The sequence below is a fragment of the Polaromonas sp. genome (assembly GCF_029945895.1).
Lineage (GTDB): Bacteria > Pseudomonadota > Gammaproteobacteria > Burkholderiales > Burkholderiaceae_C > Polaromonas.
In genome coordinates this window covers 209,429-225,054 of sequence record NZ_JAQSDL010000043.1, presented here as the reverse complement: position 1 = coordinate 225,054, position 15,626 = coordinate 209,429, and the positions used below count along the sequence as shown (strand labels likewise).

General features: G+C 65.0%; 17 protein-coding genes. 11 read left to right on the top strand and 6 right to left on the bottom strand.

Translation table 11 applies throughout. From position 1 onward, the window contains the following. Positions 1-164: 164 nt before the first annotated feature. Both PSV33_RS06370 and PSV33_RS06365 read right to left on the bottom strand, forming a co-directional pair. The gene (locus PSV33_RS06370) at positions 165-1,118 is read right to left on the bottom strand and encodes an ATP-binding cassette domain-containing protein (protein ID WP_300559948.1); all 954 of its coding nucleotides are present in this window, start codon (positions 1,116-1,118) and stop codon (positions 165-167) included. Between the two features lie 66 nt (positions 1,119-1,184). After that, the gene (locus PSV33_RS06365) at positions 1,185-2,012 is read right to left on the bottom strand and encodes a siderophore-interacting protein (protein ID WP_300559946.1); all 828 of its coding nucleotides are present in this window, start codon (positions 2,010-2,012) and stop codon (positions 1,185-1,187) included. A gap of 208 nt (positions 2,013-2,220) precedes the next feature. On the opposite strand from PSV33_RS06365, the gene purT reads away from it, so the two are divergent. Beyond that, complete coding sequence (gene purT, locus PSV33_RS06360; RefSeq protein WP_300559944.1) at positions 2,221-3,447, top strand: formate-dependent phosphoribosylglycinamide formyltransferase; 1,227 nt, start codon at positions 2,221-2,223, stop codon at positions 3,445-3,447. 29 nt (positions 3,448-3,476) lie between these two features. After that, complete coding sequence (locus PSV33_RS06355; protein WP_300560047.1) at positions 3,477-4,541, top strand: mechanosensitive ion channel domain-containing protein; 1,065 nt, start codon at positions 3,477-3,479, stop codon at positions 4,539-4,541. A 68-nt stretch (positions 4,542-4,609) separates the two neighbouring features. Here PSV33_RS06355 and PSV33_RS06350 read toward each other — a convergent pair whose 3' ends face one another. After that, a complete protein-coding gene (locus PSV33_RS06350) occupies positions 4,610-6,109 on the bottom strand; it encodes an AMP nucleosidase (protein ID WP_300559942.1) in 1,500 nt (499 codons plus the stop codon). Positions 6,110-6,214: 105 nt separating this feature from the next. Here PSV33_RS06350 and phnC point away from each other — a divergent pair, with 105 nt between their 5' ends. The 4 genes from phnC to PSV33_RS06330 are packed head-to-tail and all read left to right on the top strand — an operon-like array spanning position 6,215 to position 9,519. Further along, positions 6,215-7,078 carry a phosphonate ABC transporter ATP-binding protein gene (gene phnC, locus PSV33_RS06345; RefSeq protein ID WP_300559940.1) on the top strand — a complete coding sequence of 288 codons (864 nt, stop codon included), beginning with the start codon at positions 6,215-6,217 and terminating at the stop codon, positions 7,076-7,078. A gap of 37 nt (positions 7,079-7,115) precedes the next feature. Next, positions 7,116-8,081 (top strand): phosphonate ABC transporter substrate-binding protein, encoded by a 966-nt coding sequence (gene phnD, locus PSV33_RS06340; RefSeq protein WP_300559938.1) that lies wholly within the window; start codon positions 7,116-7,118, stop codon positions 8,079-8,081. An 8-nt stretch (positions 8,082-8,089) separates the two neighbouring features. Next, a complete protein-coding gene (gene phnE / locus PSV33_RS06335) occupies positions 8,090-8,899 on the top strand; it encodes a phosphonate ABC transporter, permease protein PhnE (RefSeq protein WP_300559936.1) in 810 nt (269 codons plus the stop codon). A 53-nt stretch (positions 8,900-8,952) separates the two neighbouring features. Beyond that, positions 8,953-9,519, top strand: coding sequence for a phosphonate degradation HD-domain oxygenase (locus tag PSV33_RS06330; protein WP_300559935.1), 567 nt, complete (start codon positions 8,953-8,955; stop codon positions 9,517-9,519). Here PSV33_RS06330 and PSV33_RS06325 read toward each other — a convergent pair. The 3 genes from PSV33_RS06325 to phnF are packed head-to-tail and all read right to left on the bottom strand — an operon-like array spanning position 9,462 to position 11,499. Next, positions 9,462-10,037: a phosphonate metabolism protein/1,5-bisphosphokinase (PRPP-forming) PhnN gene (locus PSV33_RS06325; RefSeq protein ID WP_300559934.1), complete on the bottom strand. Its 576-nt coding sequence runs from the start codon at positions 10,035-10,037 to the stop codon at positions 9,462-9,464. The two genes, PSV33_RS06330 and PSV33_RS06325, sit on opposite strands and share 58 nt — an antisense overlap. After that, positions 10,034-10,729, bottom strand: coding sequence for a DUF1045 domain-containing protein (locus PSV33_RS06320; RefSeq protein WP_300559932.1), 696 nt, complete (start codon positions 10,727-10,729; stop codon positions 10,034-10,036). The genes PSV33_RS06325 and PSV33_RS06320 overlap by 4 nt, the downstream gene beginning before the upstream one ends. Next, entirely contained in the window at positions 10,726-11,499 is a 774-nt protein-coding gene (phnF, locus tag PSV33_RS06315) for a phosphonate metabolism transcriptional regulator PhnF (protein ID WP_300559930.1), read from the bottom strand. The genes PSV33_RS06320 and phnF overlap by 4 nt, the downstream gene beginning before the upstream one ends. A gap of 96 nt (positions 11,500-11,595) precedes the next feature. Here phnF and phnG point away from each other — a divergent pair, with 96 nt between their 5' ends. The 5 genes from phnG to phnK all read left to right on the top strand — a co-directional run bounded on the left by phnG (position 11,596) and on the right by phnK (position 15,622). After that, positions 11,596-12,060 (top strand): phosphonate C-P lyase system protein PhnG, encoded by a 465-nt coding sequence (phnG, locus tag PSV33_RS06310; protein ID WP_300559928.1) that lies wholly within the window; start codon positions 11,596-11,598, stop codon positions 12,058-12,060. After that, positions 12,057-12,659: a phosphonate C-P lyase system protein PhnH gene (gene phnH / locus PSV33_RS06305; protein ID WP_300559926.1), complete on the top strand. Its 603-nt coding sequence runs from the start codon at positions 12,057-12,059 to the stop codon at positions 12,657-12,659. Before phnG ends, phnH begins: the two co-directional genes overlap by 4 nt. A gap of 79 nt (positions 12,660-12,738) precedes the next feature. Further along, positions 12,739-13,899, top strand: coding sequence for a carbon-phosphorus lyase complex subunit PhnI (locus PSV33_RS06300; RefSeq protein ID WP_300559925.1), 1,161 nt, complete (start codon positions 12,739-12,741; stop codon positions 13,897-13,899). Further along, complete coding sequence (locus PSV33_RS06295; protein ID WP_300559923.1) at positions 13,896-14,801, top strand: alpha-D-ribose 1-methylphosphonate 5-phosphate C-P-lyase PhnJ; 906 nt, start codon at positions 13,896-13,898, stop codon at positions 14,799-14,801. The genes PSV33_RS06300 and PSV33_RS06295 overlap by 4 nt, the downstream gene beginning before the upstream one ends. After that, on the top strand, positions 14,798-15,622 hold the full coding sequence (gene phnK / locus PSV33_RS06290) for a phosphonate C-P lyase system protein PhnK (RefSeq protein ID WP_300559922.1): 825 nt from the start codon (positions 14,798-14,800) through the stop codon (positions 15,620-15,622). The genes PSV33_RS06295 and phnK overlap by 4 nt, the downstream gene beginning before the upstream one ends. Positions 15,623-15,626: the final 4 nt, after the last annotated feature.

The following is a 15,626-nucleotide window of genomic DNA, read 5'->3' as shown; positions in this document are numbered from 1 at the left end:
GTTCCAGGGCCATCGCGGAACCGGCTTTGCCAAGCCGCAGGTGGCGCCCCCTCGAGGGGCTGAGGAGCGCGGCTCCAAGTCTGCCTGCGCAGGCTTGGACGCTCTGAAGGGCCCCTGCCTCCGGCAGGGGTGCCGGGCTTTTCGCAGGCCGCTACGGGGGGGAGTCATCCTTCCTCCCTGATCTGGCGGCCGGTCAGTTTGAGGAACAGGTCCTCCAGGTTGGCGGGTCGATGCAGGGTGCGCAAACTGCCGTGGGCCGCCAGGCTGTCCAGCAGCGGGCGCGCATCCTGGGTATAGAAAAACACGGTTTCGCCGCTGACTTCCACCCGTGCGGCCAGCGCGCGCAGCCCGGCATGGCCGGGCGACCGGGCCAGCTCCAGCGCGCCGACCCCATACACCTCGACCACGTCGGGTTCCAGATGCTGTGCGATCAGCTCGCGCGGCTTGCCTTCGGCGATTTTTTTGCCGTGGTCCAGCACCAGCAGGCGCGAGCACAGGCGCTCGGCCTCGTCCATGAAGTGGGTGGTCAGCAGAATCGACTTTCCCTGGTGCAGCAACAGTTGCAGCCGCTCCCACATCAGGTGCCGTGCCTGCGGGTCCAGCCCGGTGGTGGGTTCGTCGAGCAGCAGCAGGCTCGGGTCGTTGACGAGGGCGCGCGCCAGGCTCAGGCGCCGCTTCATGCCGCCCGACAGTTCGCCGGGCTTGCTGGTCGCCTTGTGTGACAACGAGGCAAATTCCAGCAGCGCCGGCACACGGGCGCGCACCTGCGCCGCTTTCATGCCGAAATAGCGGCCATAGACCTGCAGGTTTTCAGCGCAGCTGAAGTCCGGGTCCAGCGTATCGAACTGGCTGACCACGCCCAGCCTGGCCTTGATGGCCAGCGCGTCGCCGGGCATGCGCAAACCGCGGTCCTGAGCGCCCGCAAAATAGGTGATGTCGCCGCTGTCCGGCGCTGTCAGGCCCAGACACATGCGGAGGGTGGTGGTTTTTCCGGCGCCGTTGGGCCCGATCACGCCCAGACATTCACCGGGCGCAATCTCGAAGGACAGGTCATTGACCACCACGGCGCTGCCGTAGTGTTTGGTCAGGCCCCGGATCTGGAGAAGGGGAGAATTCATGCGGCTATTGTTGCCTATCGACAGCGGGCTTCTGCCGCGTTGTGCGGCAGCCTGGAGGGCCTGGACTCAGGCGTCGTCGCCGTAGTCGTGGTCGGGGTGGTTGACCACGTCCAGTTTCCAGTAGCCCCGGCCCACGATGTGGTTGCGGTTCACGCCCAGATCCGTGATCAGCAACTGGCGAACGCGACGCATCGCAGCGGCCTCACAGGCCAGGTAAACACGGGTGCCGGGCCCTATCGGCGCAACCGCATGCAGCGCCTTTTCCAGGGCTTGTCCGGCCGCCCGGTGGTCGGTGCCGCGCGCCAGCCAGACCACGTCCAGCGGCGCCGCACTGTGCAGCGGCCGCTGCTCGGCATCACTGATGACTTCCAGCAGCACTTGTGCGCGGGCGCTGGCGGGCAGCGCGGCCAGTATGGTCTCGACCGCCGGCAGCGCGCTGTCGTCCGCGATCAGCAGGTGCTGCGTGGCGGCGGTGTCCACGGCATAACCGGGTCCGGGCCCCATCAGGAACAGCACCTGGCCGACGGTGGCCTGGGCTGCCCAGGTCGACGCCGGGCCTTCGCCATGCAGCACAAAATCGACATCAACTTCCAGCGCCTCCGGCCGCACCGCCAGCGGCGTGTAGGTGCGCATGGATACGGCGCGCGGGCCGTCCGGCAAAGGTCGGGTCGGCTCGGTTTGCCCCGGCTCCGGGAAGATGAGCTTGATATAGCTGGCGGGTCCGGCCGGGGCGAAGCCCTCGAGCTCTGCGCCCTTGAGCGTGATGCGGCGCATGGCCGGGCTCAGGACGGTGATGCGGCTGACTTCCACGCGGCGCGGCGGACGGCGTTTGCGAACAGGCGCAGGGCTGGACTCTTCCTGTGCGCGTGTGAGGGGTGAAATGGGATGGGTCAAGAAAGGCTTTCTGAAGAAGGGGCGTCAATGCGAACGATTTTCATCCAGAACCTGCTCGTCCGTATTTCGTAGGGCCATCTGCCGAGGCGGACCGTACCCGGAGCAGGGCGTTTTTCCGGGTGAAGTAAAGTGTTGGTTACAGCGCTTCGCTCCCCGGCGCGTTTGCATGGCAACCTGGCCTCCTACCCCTCTACCTTCTGCACTTCCCATGACCACCTTCGGTACCCCCCTGTCCCCCCACGCAACCAAAGTCATGCTGCTCGGCTCTGGCGAGCTTGGCAAGGAGGTGCTGATCGCGCTGCAGCGCCTGGGCGTGGAGACCATCGCCACCGACCGGTATGACAACGCCCCGGGCCAGCAGGTCGCGCACCATGCTCGCACCATCACCATGAGCGACCCGGCCCAGCTCAAGGCATTGATAGAAAAGGAAATGCCGCACCTGGTGGTTCCTGAAATCGAGGCGATTGCCACGCCCATGCTGGAAGAACTCGAAGCCGCCGGTGTGGTGCGTGTGGTGCCGACCGCGCGTGCCGCCCGGCTGACCATGGACCGCGAGGGTATTCGCCGGCTCGCCGCTGAAACCCTGGGCCTGCCGACCAGCCCGTACGTGTTCTGCGATTCACTGGCCGAGTTACAGGCGGCCATCGACACGAAGATCGGTTACCCCTGCGTCGTGAAGCCGGTGATGAGTTCTTCCGGCAAGGGCCAGAGCAAGATTTCCGGCCCCGCCGACGTCAAGACCGCCTGGGACCACGCCATGGCCGGCGGCCGCGTCAGTCATGGCCGGGTGATTGTCGAAGGTTTTATCGACTTCGACTACGAGATCACCCAGCTCACGGTGCGTGCGATGGGCGCGAATGGAAACATCGAAACCCATTTCTGCGAGCCCATCGGCCATGTACAGGTCAGCGGCGACTATGTGGAAAGCTGGCAGCCACAGCCCATGGCCTCCGTGGCCCTGCAGAAAAGCCGCGACATCTGCAAGGCGGTGACCGACAACCTGGGGCTGGGCCATGACGGCAAGCCGGGCGGCCTGGGCCTGTTTGGCGTCGAGCTGTTTGTCAAGGGCGACGAGGTCTGGTTCAGCGAGGTCAGCCCGAGGCCCCATGACACCGGCATGGTGACGATGTGCACGCAGTGGCAAAACGAGTTCGAGCTGCACGCCCGCGCCATCCTCGGCCTGCCGGTCAACACCGCGCTCAAGACCCCGGGTGCCAGTGCCGTGATCTACGGCGGCGTGGATGCCCAGGGCATTGTGTTCGACGGTGTGGCCGACGCCTTGCGGGTGCCCAACACGGACATCCGCCTGTTCGGCAAGCCGGAGAGTTTTGTCAAGCGCCGCATGGGCGTCGTTCTGGCCTTTGATGACGATGTGGAGACAGCGCGGGCTCATGCCAAGCTGGCCGCTTCGCGGGTCAAGCCCCGCATGGCTTGACGAGACCGTCTGTGAAATACCCGGAACTGATGGAAATGCTGGCCTGGGCGGACGATTCGTCGCTGCGGCTTCTTCTGGTGGCGGGCATTGCCGTGGTGCTGGCCCTGCTGGTGCACCGTGTGGGCCTGGCCGTGCTGCTGCGACTGACACGTTCCATGCCGGTCGCTGCGGAGGTGGTCCGTCACTGCAGGGCGCCAGCCCAGCTGCTGCTGCCGCTGATCGCCCTGCAGGCTGTCTGGCAGGGCGCGCCCGAGGACCTTGCGCTGATGGGCGGCGTGCGCCACGCCAATGCCCTGCTGCTGCTCACCGCATTGACCTGGCTGGGCCTGCGTGCCGTTCGCGGTGTGGCGCACGGTGTCACCAGCCTGCACCCGGTCGATGTCGAAGACAACCTGCACGCGCGCCGCATTCACACCCAGACCCGCATGCTGGCCCGAATCGCGATGTTCACCATCCTGCTGGCCGGGCTGGCCCTGATGCTGATGACCTTCCCTGGAGCACGGCAATTCGGTACCAGCCTGCTGGCGTCGGCGGGCGTGGTGGGCCTGGTGGTCGGAATTGCCGCGCGGCCGATCTTCAGCAACCTGATTGCCGGGCTGCAGATTGCGCTGGCGCAACCCATCCGGCTTGACGACGTCCTGATCGTGGAGGGCGAGTGGGGCCGCGTCGAGGAAATCACCGGGACCTATGTGGTGCTCAAGATCTGGGACGAGCGCCGGCTCATCATTCCCCTGCAGTGGTTCATCGAGCATCCTTTCCAGAACTGGACCCGCAAAAGCGCCAGCATCATCGGCACGGTTTTCCTGTGGGTGGACTACCGCATGCCGATGGCGCCCCTGCGCACCGAAGCGCAGCGTCTGTGCGAAGCCTCACCCGACTGGGACCAGCGCCTGTGCAAGCTGCAGGTGACCGAAGCGGGGGAGGGGGCCATGCAACTGCGCCTGCTGGTGACTTCGGCCAGTTCCGGCCGCAACTGGGATCTGCGCTGCCATGTACGCGAGGGACTGGTCGATTTCATGCAGCGTGAGTATCCGCAGCACTTGCCGTTGATGCGTGCTGAACTGGGAAGCTCCGAAAAAAACAAAGCCATTTGAGCCTTCAGCCCTTTAGCAGCGAGCGCAAGCAGCTACCAAGTTGATAGCATTTGCGAATGACCGTTGATCTACTGAAACGCCACCTCTGAAAAACTGCGCAGCTTGCGGCTGTGCAGCTGGCTGCTGCCCTGCTCGCGCAGCAGCTCGATGGCGCGCATGCCGATGCGCAGGTGCTGGTCGACCCGCTCGCGGTAGAAATGGTTGGCCATGCCGGGCAGCTTGATCTCGCCGTGCAGCGGCTTGTCGCTGACACACAGCAAGGTGCCGTAGGGCACGCGGAAGCGAAAGCCGTTGGCCGCAATCGTGGCGCTTTCCATGTCCAGCGCGACCGCCCGGCTCTGGCTGAAACGGCGTTGCGGCTGGTTGCCGGGCAGCAGTTCCCAGTTGCGGTTATCGGTGGACGCCACCGTGCCGGTGCGCATGATGCGCTTGAGGTCCGGCCCTTCCAGCCGGGTCACGTCCTTGACCGCCCGCTCCAGCGCCACCTGGATTTCGGCCAGCGCCGGGATCGGCACCCACAGCGGCAGCTCTTCGTCCAGCACATGGTCCTCCCGCACATAGCCGTGCGCCAGCACGTAGTCGCCGAGCTGCTGGCTGTTGCGCAGGCCGGCGCAGTGGCCGAGCATGATCCAGGCATGCGGGCGCAGCACGGCAATGTGGTCGGTGATGTTTTTGGCATTGGCCGGCCCGACGCCGATGTTGACCATGGTGATGCCGCTGCGGTCGGCGCGCATCAGGTGGTAGGCGGGCATCTGCGGCAGGCGCGGCGGCGCCATGCCCAGCTCGTCGCCGGCAAGGGGCGGCAGTCCGGTGCGCCGGGTCACGACGTTGCCCGGCTCGACGAAGGCGATGTACTCACTGTCGGGTTTGGCCATCTCCGCGTGGCCCAGGCGCACGAACTCGTCGATGTAGAACTGGTAGTTGGTGTACAGCACGAAGTTCTGGAACCAGTCAGGCGAGGTGCCGGTGTAGTGGCGCAGCCGCTGCAGCGAATAGTCGACACGCGCCGCCGTGAACAGCGCCAGTGGCTGCGGCTCGCCCGGCCGGGGTTCGTAGGTGCCGTTGGCGATGCCGTCGTCCATGGCAGCCAGGTCGGGCAGGTCGAACACGTCGCGCATCAGCATGCGCCGGTCGGCGCTCAGGTTGCCTTCGATGTGGTCGTGTTCGGCAAACGAGAAGTGCACGGGAATGGGCTGGGTGCTGGTGCCCACCTCGATTTCCACCGAATGGTTCTGCATCAGCAGGCTGAACTGTTCCAGGAAGTAGTTTCCATAGAGGTCGGGGCGTGTCAGCGTGGTTTCAAAACGGCCGGGTCCGGCGACAAACCCATAACTGAGCTGGGAGATGTCGGGGGTCTCCAGAATCGCGCGGGCCACGGTTTCGGTGTGCAACCGCACAAAGGGGTAACAGGCTCGCACGTGGCCGGGCAGGGTTTCGCCGGCCACGTAACGGTGCATGGCATCCCGCAGGTGAGTGATCTGCTGGTCATAAATCAGGCGAACCTGGGCCAGCGCGGCCGCTGGGTCGGTGTAACGGGTGGGCGCGATGAAGGCGGGCAGGTAAGGCATGGGCTTATTGTGCCCCGCTCCCCGAAACGAGGTTTTTGGCGGCTGCTGACACGAAACCGACACATTGCGACCCTAGATTCAACGGCAACACCACTTGGAGAGACCATGGACGCTGCCATCCGGATCAACACCCTGAACAAGACATTTGGCAATGGCCGCAAGGCCCTGCAACAGATCGACCTGAGTATTGCGCCCGGCGAAATGGTTGCGCTGATCGGAGCTTCCGGCTCCGGCAAGTCCACCTTGTTGCGGCACATGGCCGGGCTGATGGCCGGCGACGCATCCGGGGAAGGGTCCATCGTGATCCACGGAAGGACTGTGCAGCGCAACGGGAAAATCGCGTCGAACATCCGTTCCGTGCGCTCGGGCATTGGTTTTGTCTTCCAGCAGTTCAACCTGGTCGGCCGTTTGCCGGTGATTGTCAACGTGCTGGCCGGCACCCTGCACAAGGTGCCGATGTGGCGCAGCCTGATCCGCTGGTTCACGCCTGAAGAGAAGGCCAGGGGCATCGAAGCCTTGCGCCGCGTCGGTATTGCCGAATGTTGTGCACAGCGTGCGTCCACGTTGTCGGGCGGCCAGCAGCAGCGTGCCGCGATTGCGCGGGCCATGGTGCAGGGCGCCAAAGTGGTGCTGGCCGACGAGCCGATTGCCTCGCTGGATCCGGAATCCTCGCGCAAGGTCATGGACATCCTGGCCCGCGTGAACCGCGAAGACCGGTGCACCGTGGTGGTGTCGTTGCACCAGGTCAATGTGGCCATGAAGTACTGCGCCCGCACCATCGCCCTGCACCAGGGCAAGGTGGTGTACGACGGCCCTTCGGTCGGTCTGACGCCCGCCGTGTTGCGCGACCTGTACGGCGCCGAAGCCGACGACATCCTGTCCCTGGGCGATGCCATTTCCAGCCTGGAAGACAAGGTCAAACCCGTTCCCCACCTCGCCTGGCCAACACCGATGGCGCAGGCTGCCTGAGTTCATCCTTTTCACCCACCCTCCCAAGGAAATCACCATGATCAAAAAACTGTTGACCGGACTGGCCGCCACGGCGCTGGTCGCCCTGGCGCCCGTCCATGCCCAGGACCTGAAGGAAATCAATTTCGGCATCATTTCGACCGAGTCGTCGCAGAACCTGAAGTCGGACTGGCAGCCCCTGCTGGAAGACATGGCGAAAAGGACCGGTTACAAGGTCAACGCTTTCTTCGCGCCGGACTATGCCGGCATCATCGAAGGCATGCGCTTCGGCAAGGTGCATCTGGCATGGTACGGCAACAAGTCGGCCATGGAGGCAGTGGACCGCGCCGGCGGCGAGGTGTTTGCCCAGATGGTCAATGCGGACGGCACGCAGGGCTACTACTCTCACTTTGTGGTGAACAAGGACAGCCCGCTCAAGACGCTGGACGATGTGCTCCAGAACGCCAAAAACCTGTCATTCGGCAACGGGGATCCCAACTCGACCTCCGGCTTCCTGGTCCCTGGTTACTACGTCTTTGCGAAAAACAAGATCGACGCAAAAACGGCCTTCAGGGTCACCCGCAGTGCCAACCACGAAACCAATGCACTGGCCGCCATCAACAAGCAGGTCGATGTGGCCGTGACCAACAGTGAGGCGCTGGACAAGATCAAGGACCGCATGCCCGAGAAGTTCAAGGAGATCCGCGTGGTCTGGACTTCGCCCCTCATCCCGCTGGACCCGCTGGTGATGCGCAAGGACCTGCCTGAAGCCACAAAACAGAAGCTCAAGGACTTTTTCTACAGCTACGGCAAAGGTGGCCAGCAGGAAAAGGATGTGCTGATGAAGATCTCCAAGCTGTCGGCTTTCAAACCCTCTACCAATGCCCAGTTGATCCCGATCCGCCAGCTTGAGCTGTTCAAGGAGCGCAACAAGTTCGAAGCCGATGCGACGCTCCCGGCCACGGAGAAGCAAGCCAAGGTCGCGGAAATCGACCGCCGGCTCGCCGAGCTGTCCAGGAACTGAGGCCGGCTGTGACGACCCCAGTCCACCTATCCATCCCGGTGCCGCCGGCGCCGCTGCAGGTGCCGCGCGCCAGTTTGCTGGGCCTGATGGCCTGGGGCGTGTTGCTTGCACTGCTGGCCCTGTCCTGGAAGGGTGCCGACATGCGCCCGCTGGATCTGCTGCGCGATTCGGGCAACATGGCCGAATACGCGGCCAGCTTCTTCCCGCCCGACTTCAGCCAGTGGCGCATCTACCTCGCCGAGATGGTGATCACCGTGCAGATCGCGCTGTGGGGAACGGCGCTGGCCGTGGTCTGTGCGGTGCCGCTGGCCCTGCTGTCTTCGGCCAACATTGCCCCGCTCTGGGTGCGTCAGCCGGTGCGCCGGCTGATGGATGCGGCACGCGCCATCAACGAGATGGTGTTTGCCATGCTGTTCATCGTGGCTGTGGGCCTGGGGCCGTTTGCCGGTGTGCTGGCACTGTGGATTCACACCACCGGCATTCTGGCCAAGCTGTTTTCGGAAGCGGTGGAGTCGATTGATCCGCAACCTGTCGAAGGCATACGCGCCACCGGTGCCCATGCGCTGGAGGAGATTTTCTACGGTGTGATTCCGCAGGTGTTGCCGTTGTGGATCTCCTACACGCTGTACCGCTTTGAGTCGAATGTGCGCTCGGCTTCGGTGGTGGGCATGGTGGGCGCCGGCGGCATCGGTGTGGTGTTGTGGGAGATCATCCGCGGCTTTCAATACGCAGAGACCTGCGCCGTGATGATCATCATCGTGGTCACCGTCAGTGTGATCGACCTGATTTCGGCGCGTATTCGTAAAGCGCTGGTTTAGTTAACGCCTGTGCACACTTCCGTCAAGGGAGTGAACAGGCCCTGGGAGCCGCCATGGCATTGAAAGTTGAAGAGATCACCGCGCTGTTTCAGGAGCGGGGCGCCGTGCAGTACGGCGGCGAGGCAATCAACCAGTTGCAGCATGCGCTGCAATGTGCCCATCTGGCCAAGCGGTCGGGCGCATCCTCCGAACTGGTGGCGGCCGCCCTGCTGCACGACCTCGGTCATTTGCTTGTCCAGCGGGAACCGGCGAAGCAGTCAGGCGTTGATGACCTGCACCAGTTCATGGCGCTGCCGTTTTTGCGTGGTGTTTTTACGGACGCTGTGCTCGAACCCATTCGCATGCATGTGGACGCCAAGCGGTATCTTTGTCAGGCGGACAGCGCCTACCACGCCAGCCTGTCACCGGCGTCGCAGCGCAGCCTCGCATTGCAGGGCGGCCCGTTTTCCGGAGAGGAAGCCGCCACCTTCATGGCACAGGCCTTTGCCGCCGATGCGGTGGCGCTGCGGCGCTGGGACGACCACGCCAAGGACCCGGCGGCGACACCGCCCGGCTGGGATCACTACCTCGATGTTCTGGAACAGGCCGCCTCTGCCGGCCTGGCTGACGCGGTCAGGTAGTCCGCCAGGCGTTGGCCGGCAATTTGCAACTCTCCATCGTTGACGATCACGCAGTCGGCGGCCATGCCGGAAAAAGTAGCGTTGCGCGCCAGTCTCTCTGCAACGGCCGCGTCGCTGTCGCGCCCCCGCTGTGCCAGGCGGACGGCCAGACGGCCCGGGTCGGTGCTGATCCGGACCACCCGCAGATCAGGTGAAAGCGGCAAACTGTTGACATGTGCACGCGAGCCGTTGACGATCACGAGGCATCCGGCCCTGACTGCATCGGCGTAAGAGCTGGCAATGCCATAGCAGAACCCGTGGGCCTGCCAGTGCCAGCAGAGGCCGTCCGACTGCAGAAGTTGCGCAAACCTGGACGCCGTCACCGGGTCGTGGTCGGAGCCCGGCTGCATGGGGCGCGTCACCATGCGGCGCGCAAACACGATGTCGGACCGGGCGCCGAGCGACCGGCGTGCTGCATCCATCACGCTGTCCTTGCCGGAGCCGGACGGTCCGCAGACAAACACCCAAAGGCCGCTCATGACCCCAGCCTGACATCCATGACACGCTGAAACGGCGTTCCCGGGCTTCGTTCGACGAACAGGCAGAGCCGGTCCAGCACCAGGGGGGCCTGGGTGTTGAGGCGGTCCACGTCTGCGGCGACCGCCTGGCAGACCTGCCGTGCAAGGGGCGCATCGACGGGGCCGGTCAATGTCAGATGCAGACGAAACCTGTCCATCACGTAGGGGTAGCCATAACGGTCCAGCAGCTCGGTCTCGCGGGCATCCAGCGGGGCGGCGCGCCGGCGGGCCAGTTCCCCCGCTTCGGGAGGGGCGCGCAAGTCGTCCAGTCCGGTCACGCAGGCCGCGGCCAGCGCTTGCAGGCCCTCGGGTTCAGTTGTCGGAACGAGGGCCAAGAAGTTGCCCAGTGCTGCGACATGCAGCGAGCCCAGCGGCACGGGGGCCAGTGTCTGTGCCAGCCTGCCGAGGCGCGCCACCAGATCGGATTCGTCGTGCGCGGAAGACAGCCGGAACGGCGCTTTCAGGGTGGCGTGGAACCCGTAACGCCGCGGCTCAGCGGTGATGCCGGCAAACTCCGCGGGTGACAATCCTTCCGGCAAGGGTTGGGCCAGCGCTGTGTTGTCGTGTTCGTTGCGGCCCAGCCAGTGCGCGCCAAACGTCCACCATGGCGAATGCCGGTCCGGGGCGAAATAAATGGCGTAACGCGCGCTCATGCGACCGCTCCCGTTTCATTTCCTGCATTGATCACCAGCTGGACCCGGTCGCCACAGAACACGGTTTCTCCGTACTTGATCGGGACGCCGGCCATGTCGACGTCCAGGCATTCGACACACAGCACCGGCCGCGTCAGCGCCTGCTTCAGCAGCCGTGCGGTTTCAGCAGACGGCATCTGGGTGGTGACGCGGCTTTCGGCGCGGACGTAGTCTTCGACACCAAAGTGCCGCAGGATGTCGGTGGTGCAGGTGCCGCGCCCCAGCATGTCGAGCAGCCCCGCGAATCGCCCGGCGGGATAGTAGGCCGTGGCCAGCGCGATCGGCTGTTCATTGGCCTCATCGAGCATTTCCACCATCAGCACCTTGCCGCCCCGGTCCAGCCTGAGTTCCTGCGCCGCACGCTCGGGCGCGGGCATTTCCCGGGCGGTAAGCAGCTGTTTGCTCGGCAACAGCCCCTGGCGCTGGAGGTTTTCGCTGAAGCGCGTACGGCGCGACAACACGTAATCGAGCAGCTCGTGCTGGACAAAGGTGCCGCGGCCCGGTTCGATCCGCACCAGACCATCGACCTGCAGCGTCGCGACTGCCTGACGCAGCGTGTGGCGGTTCACGCCGAAACGTGTGGAGAGTTCGTTTTCACTGGGCAGGCGTCCGGTTGCCGTGAAGGCGCGGTCACGGATTTCGGTGCCCAGTGTGTCGGCAATCTGCTTCCACACAGCCACACCGCTGCGCCGGCCGGGCGCGCTGGAAAGAGGGCGTTCGCTTGTCATCATTTGGTCATGTTGTCCGGTTGAACTAGGGTCTTGCTGCAACCCTTGTGGTTGTTTTTACTGACACACCCAACTCTAGTGACTGATTTAGACATCTGTATGACAAACGAGTCAATCAACCCAAACCACAAATCCCGCAGGCGCTGGCTGGCCGTGCTGGCACGTGCCAGCCGGCCCGAACTTGAAAAGGCGTGGTCGCTCCTGGGCGTCGTGCCGCCGCTGGCGCATGTCCGCCCTGCCGAATCTGGCATGGTCATGTTGCGCGGCCGGGTCGGGGGCACCGGCGACGCCTTCAACCTCGGGGAGGCCAGTGTGACGCGTTGTGCCCTGCGCGTCGGTTCGGGCGCGCTCGGCGTGGGTTACGCGCTGGGGCGCGACCGCCGCAAGGCCGAACTGATTGCCGTGCTTGATGCACTCCTGCAGGACCCCGCACGCCACGCGGACCTCATGCGCGAGGTGCTTGAGCCGCTGGCCAGGCAACAGGCCGCACAGCAGGACGCGACCAGCCGCGCCGCGGCGGCATCGAAAGTTGAATTTTTCACCTTTGTGCGGGGCCAGGCATGAAGCAGGCCCCTCTGATGAGTGCCGGTTTCGCTGATCCGGTGCATGACGCGCAAACCGCCTTTCGCCGCGTGCTCGATGCGCTGTCGCGGCCGGGCCGGCCTTTCGTGCTAGGCGCCCAGGTCCAGGGCCTGACTCTGGGCCCGGCCATGGCGCATCTGCTGCTTGCTCTGACCGATGACGACACCCCGGTATGGTGGCAACGCGCTGAGGGGGCCGCTCCGGACTGGCTGCGGTTTCACACGGGGGCGGGTCGGGCTGCCGCACCGCAGGAGGCCACCTTTGCCGTGCTGGTTGATGCGGAGGCCATGCCGCCGCTAGACAGCTTTGCGCCAGGCTCGGCGCAGGCGCCCGAACGCTCGGCCACCTTGCTGGTGGAAGTCCCCTCGCTGGACGGCGGCCCGGCCGTCGAGTGGCGCGGTCCCGGCATCCAGGACATGCAGACGGTGCGTATTGCCGGCCTGCCCGACCCCTTCTGGACGCAGTGGCAGGCCAACCATGCCGCGTTTCCGCAAGGGGTGGACATTGTTTTTACCTGTGCAGGCCTGGCGCTGGGGCTGCCGCGCACGACCCGCGTACGCCGTCTGGAAGGAGTCACATGAACCCCCTCGCTCACATTTTTTCGCTGCCCCACGAGGGGGCGCAGGCCGCCCTTGAGGCAGTTCGGCAGGAGTCTCGACCATGTATGTAGCAGTCAAGGGCGGTACCGCCGCGATCGAGAACTCCTGGCAGCTGCTTGCCGCGCAGCGCCGCGGTGATCTCTCGTTACCGGAACTGTCGGTGGCGCAGATCCGCACGCAGCTGTCGCTGGCAGTGGATCGCGTCATGTCCGAAGGCTCCCTGTACGACCCCGAACTGGCCGCCCTCGCGATCAAGCAGGCCAGTGGCGACCTGATCGAGGCGATTTTTCTCCTGCGTGCCTACCGCACCACGCTGCCGCGTTTCGGCTACAGCTTGCCGCTGGACACGGCACAGATGAAGCTGACGCGTCGCGTCTCGGCCACTTTCAAGGATGTGCCCGGGGGCCAGGTGCTGGGCGCCACCTACGACTACACCCAGCGCCTGCTTGACTTCGCCTTGCTGGCCGAAGGTGACAGCGCGCAGGGCCCGGCAGCGCCGCAGCCCGTGGCGCAGCCCTTGCCGGCCAGCATGCCGCGTGTCAATGAACTGATGGCGCGTGAAGGCCTGATGGAGACACCGCGACCCGTCGCAGACAGCGAGCCGGGAGACCTGACGCGTGAGCCCCTGATGTTTCCTGCGGACCGGCCGCTGCGCCTGCAGGCCCTGGCGCGCGGCGACGAGGGCTGGCTGCTGGGCCTGGGGTACTCCACCCAGCGCGGGTATGCCAATGCCCATCCCTTTGCCGGTGAGATCCGGCGCGGTACGGTGTCGGTGGAAATTCTGGCCGACGAGCTGGGCTTCGAGATAGATATCGGTGAGGTGGAAGTCACCGAGTGCCAGATGATCAACCAGTTTGCCGGCAACCGCGAGGTGCCGCCGCAGTTCACCCAGGGTTATGGGCTGGCCTTTGGCGGTGCTGAGCGCAAAAGCATGGCCATGGCGCTGGTCGATCGCGCACTGCGTGCCCGCGAATTGGGCGAGCTGGCCGTGGCGCCGGCGCAGGACGAAGAGTTTGTGTTGTCCCATGCCGACAGCCTGGAGGCCTCCGGCTTTGTGCAGCATCTGAAGCTGCCGCATTACGTGGACTTCCAGTCCGAGCTGGAACTGGTGCGCCGGCTGCGGGCTGCCCACGCGCAGCAGGGGCAGGACGAAAAAAACGCAGACCCGGGCCATCGAGCCCCGGCCCCTCACCCCGAACCGGCGATACAGAAAGCAGCATGATGGACGAACATTACAACTTCGGATTTCTTGACGAACGCACCAAAAAAATGATCCGCCGCGCCATGCTCAAGGCGGTCGCCATTCCGGGTTACCAGGTGCCTTTCGGCTCGCGTGAAATGCCCTTCGCCTACGGTTGGGGTACCGGTGGCGTTCAGGTCACGGCCAGCATCATCGGCCGAACGGATGTGCTCAAGGTGATTGACCAGGGGGCCGACGACACCACCAATGCGGTCAACATCCGCCGTTTTTTCGCACGCACCACCGGTGTGCCGACGACGGAAAAAACCGCCAAGGCCACCATCATCCAGACGCGGCACCGCATTCCGGAAGCCGCCTTGACTGAAGCGCAAACCATTGTTTACCAGGTGCCCATGCCGGAGCCGCTGTTCCGGCTGGAGCCGCGCCGCCTCGAAACCATCACCATGCATGCGCTGGGAGAATACGGGCTGATGAACGTCAAGCTCTACGAGGACATCGCCCAGCTCGGCGCGATCTCCAAGACCTACGATTATCCGGTGCTGGTCAACGAGCGCTACCTGACCTCTCCTTCGCCGATACCGAAGTTCGACAACCCCAAGATGCACATGAACCCGGCCCTGCAGCTGTTCGGCGCAGGGCGGGAGAAACGCATTTACGCCATCCCGCCTTACACCGCTGTGCGCAGCCTGGATTTTGAAGACCACCCGTTTGAAGTGCAGCGCTGGGAGCACGCCTGCGCCCTGTGTGGCGCGGCGGAGAGTTTTCTCGACGAGATGATTGTGGATGACGAAGGAAGCCGCCTGTTTGTCTGTTCGGACAGTGACTTCTGCAGCGGACGCCGTGAGGCCGGGCATGTGGGCCTGCAGCAGGCCGTACAGATGCCGGACGCGCTGGCGCGCCAGGCAGTGGGGGGCGCGCAATGAGCGACGATCTCCTCCTGTCCGTACGCGACGCCGGCAAGCAGTTCATGCAGGGCCAGCGCCTGCGCTGGGCCTGCCGCGGTGTGAGTTTTGACCTCTACCCCGGCGAGGTGCTGGCGGTCGTCGGTGAATCCGGCTCCGGCAAGTCCACGCTGCTGCGTTTGCTGGCATCCCGCCTGGCGTGTGACGAAGGGTCGGTCCATTACGACCTGCGGGAGGAGGCCGGCAGCGGCGTTGCCGCAGCACGCGGTGCGTCCGGGCTGGTGGATCTGGCCGGGCTGTCCGAGGCGCGGCTGCGCTGGCTGGCCCGCACCGACTGGGGTTTTGTCGAGCAGCATGCGCGCGACGGCCTGCGCATGAATGTTTCCGGCGGCGCCAACATCGGCGAACGCATGATGGCCCTGGGGGCGCGCCATTACGGCAAGCTGCGCGGCGAGGCCCTGAGCTGGATGGAACGGGTCGAACTCGATGTGGACCGCATCGACGACCTGCCCGGCACCTACTCGGGCGGCATGCAGCAGCGCCTGCAGATTGCGCGCAACCTGGTGACCCATCCGCGGCTGGTCTTCATGGACGAGCCGACCACCGGGCTGGATGTCTCGGTGCAGGCGCGGCTCCTTGATCTGCTGCGCGAACTGGTGGACCAGCTCCACCTGGCGGCCGTGATTGTCACGCATGACCTCGCGGTGGCGCGCCTGCTGGCGCACCGCATGCTGGTCATGAAAGACGGCTGCGTGGTCGAGCAGGGCCTGACCGACCGTGTGCTCGACGACCCGCAGCATCCCTACACCCAGCTGCTGGTGTCTTCCGTTCTCACCCCCTGATTCG

Bases quoted from the DNA above. Each gene is read 5' to 3' on its own strand.
- PSV33_RS06350 (WP_300559942.1), bottom strand. From the start codon at position 6,109: ATGCCTTACCTGCCCGCCTTCATCGCGCCCACCCGTTACACCGACCCA.
- phnC (WP_300559940.1), top strand. From the start codon at position 6,215: ATGGACGCTGCCATCCGGATCAACACCCTGAACAAGACATTTGGCAAT.
- phnG (WP_300559928.1), top strand. From the start codon at position 11,596: ATGACAAACGAGTCAATCAACCCAAACCACAAATCCCGCAGGCGCTGG.
- PSV33_RS06300 (WP_300559925.1), top strand. From the start codon at position 12,739: ATGTATGTAGCAGTCAAGGGCGGTACCGCCGCGATCGAGAACTCCTGG.
- phnD (WP_300559938.1), top strand. From the start codon at position 7,116: ATGATCAAAAAACTGTTGACCGGACTGGCCGCCACGGCGCTGGTCGCC.
- phnK (WP_300559922.1), top strand. From the start codon at position 14,798: ATGAGCGACGATCTCCTCCTGTCCGTACGCGACGCCGGCAAGCAGTTC.
- purT (WP_300559944.1), top strand. From the start codon at position 2,221: ATGACCACCTTCGGTACCCCCCTGTCCCCCCACGCAACCAAAGTCATG.
- PSV33_RS06330 (WP_300559935.1), top strand. From the start codon at position 8,953: ATGGCATTGAAAGTTGAAGAGATCACCGCGCTGTTTCAGGAGCGGGGC.
- phnH (WP_300559926.1), top strand. From the start codon at position 12,057: ATGAAGCAGGCCCCTCTGATGAGTGCCGGTTTCGCTGATCCGGTGCAT.
- PSV33_RS06320 (WP_300559932.1), bottom strand. From the start codon at position 10,729: ATGAGCGCGCGTTACGCCATTTATTTCGCCCCGGACCGGCATTCGCCA.
- PSV33_RS06355 (WP_300560047.1), top strand. From the start codon at position 3,477: ATGGAAATGCTGGCCTGGGCGGACGATTCGTCGCTGCGGCTTCTTCTG.
- PSV33_RS06370 (WP_300559948.1), bottom strand. From the start codon at position 1,118: ATGAATTCTCCCCTTCTCCAGATCCGGGGCCTGACCAAACACTACGGC.
- phnF (WP_300559930.1), bottom strand. From the start codon at position 11,499: ATGATGACAAGCGAACGCCCTCTTTCCAGCGCGCCCGGCCGGCGCAGC.
- PSV33_RS06295 (WP_300559923.1), top strand. From the start codon at position 13,896: ATGATGGACGAACATTACAACTTCGGATTTCTTGACGAACGCACCAAA.
- PSV33_RS06325 (WP_300559934.1), bottom strand. From the start codon at position 10,037: ATGAGCGGCCTTTGGGTGTTTGTCTGCGGACCGTCCGGCTCCGGCAAG.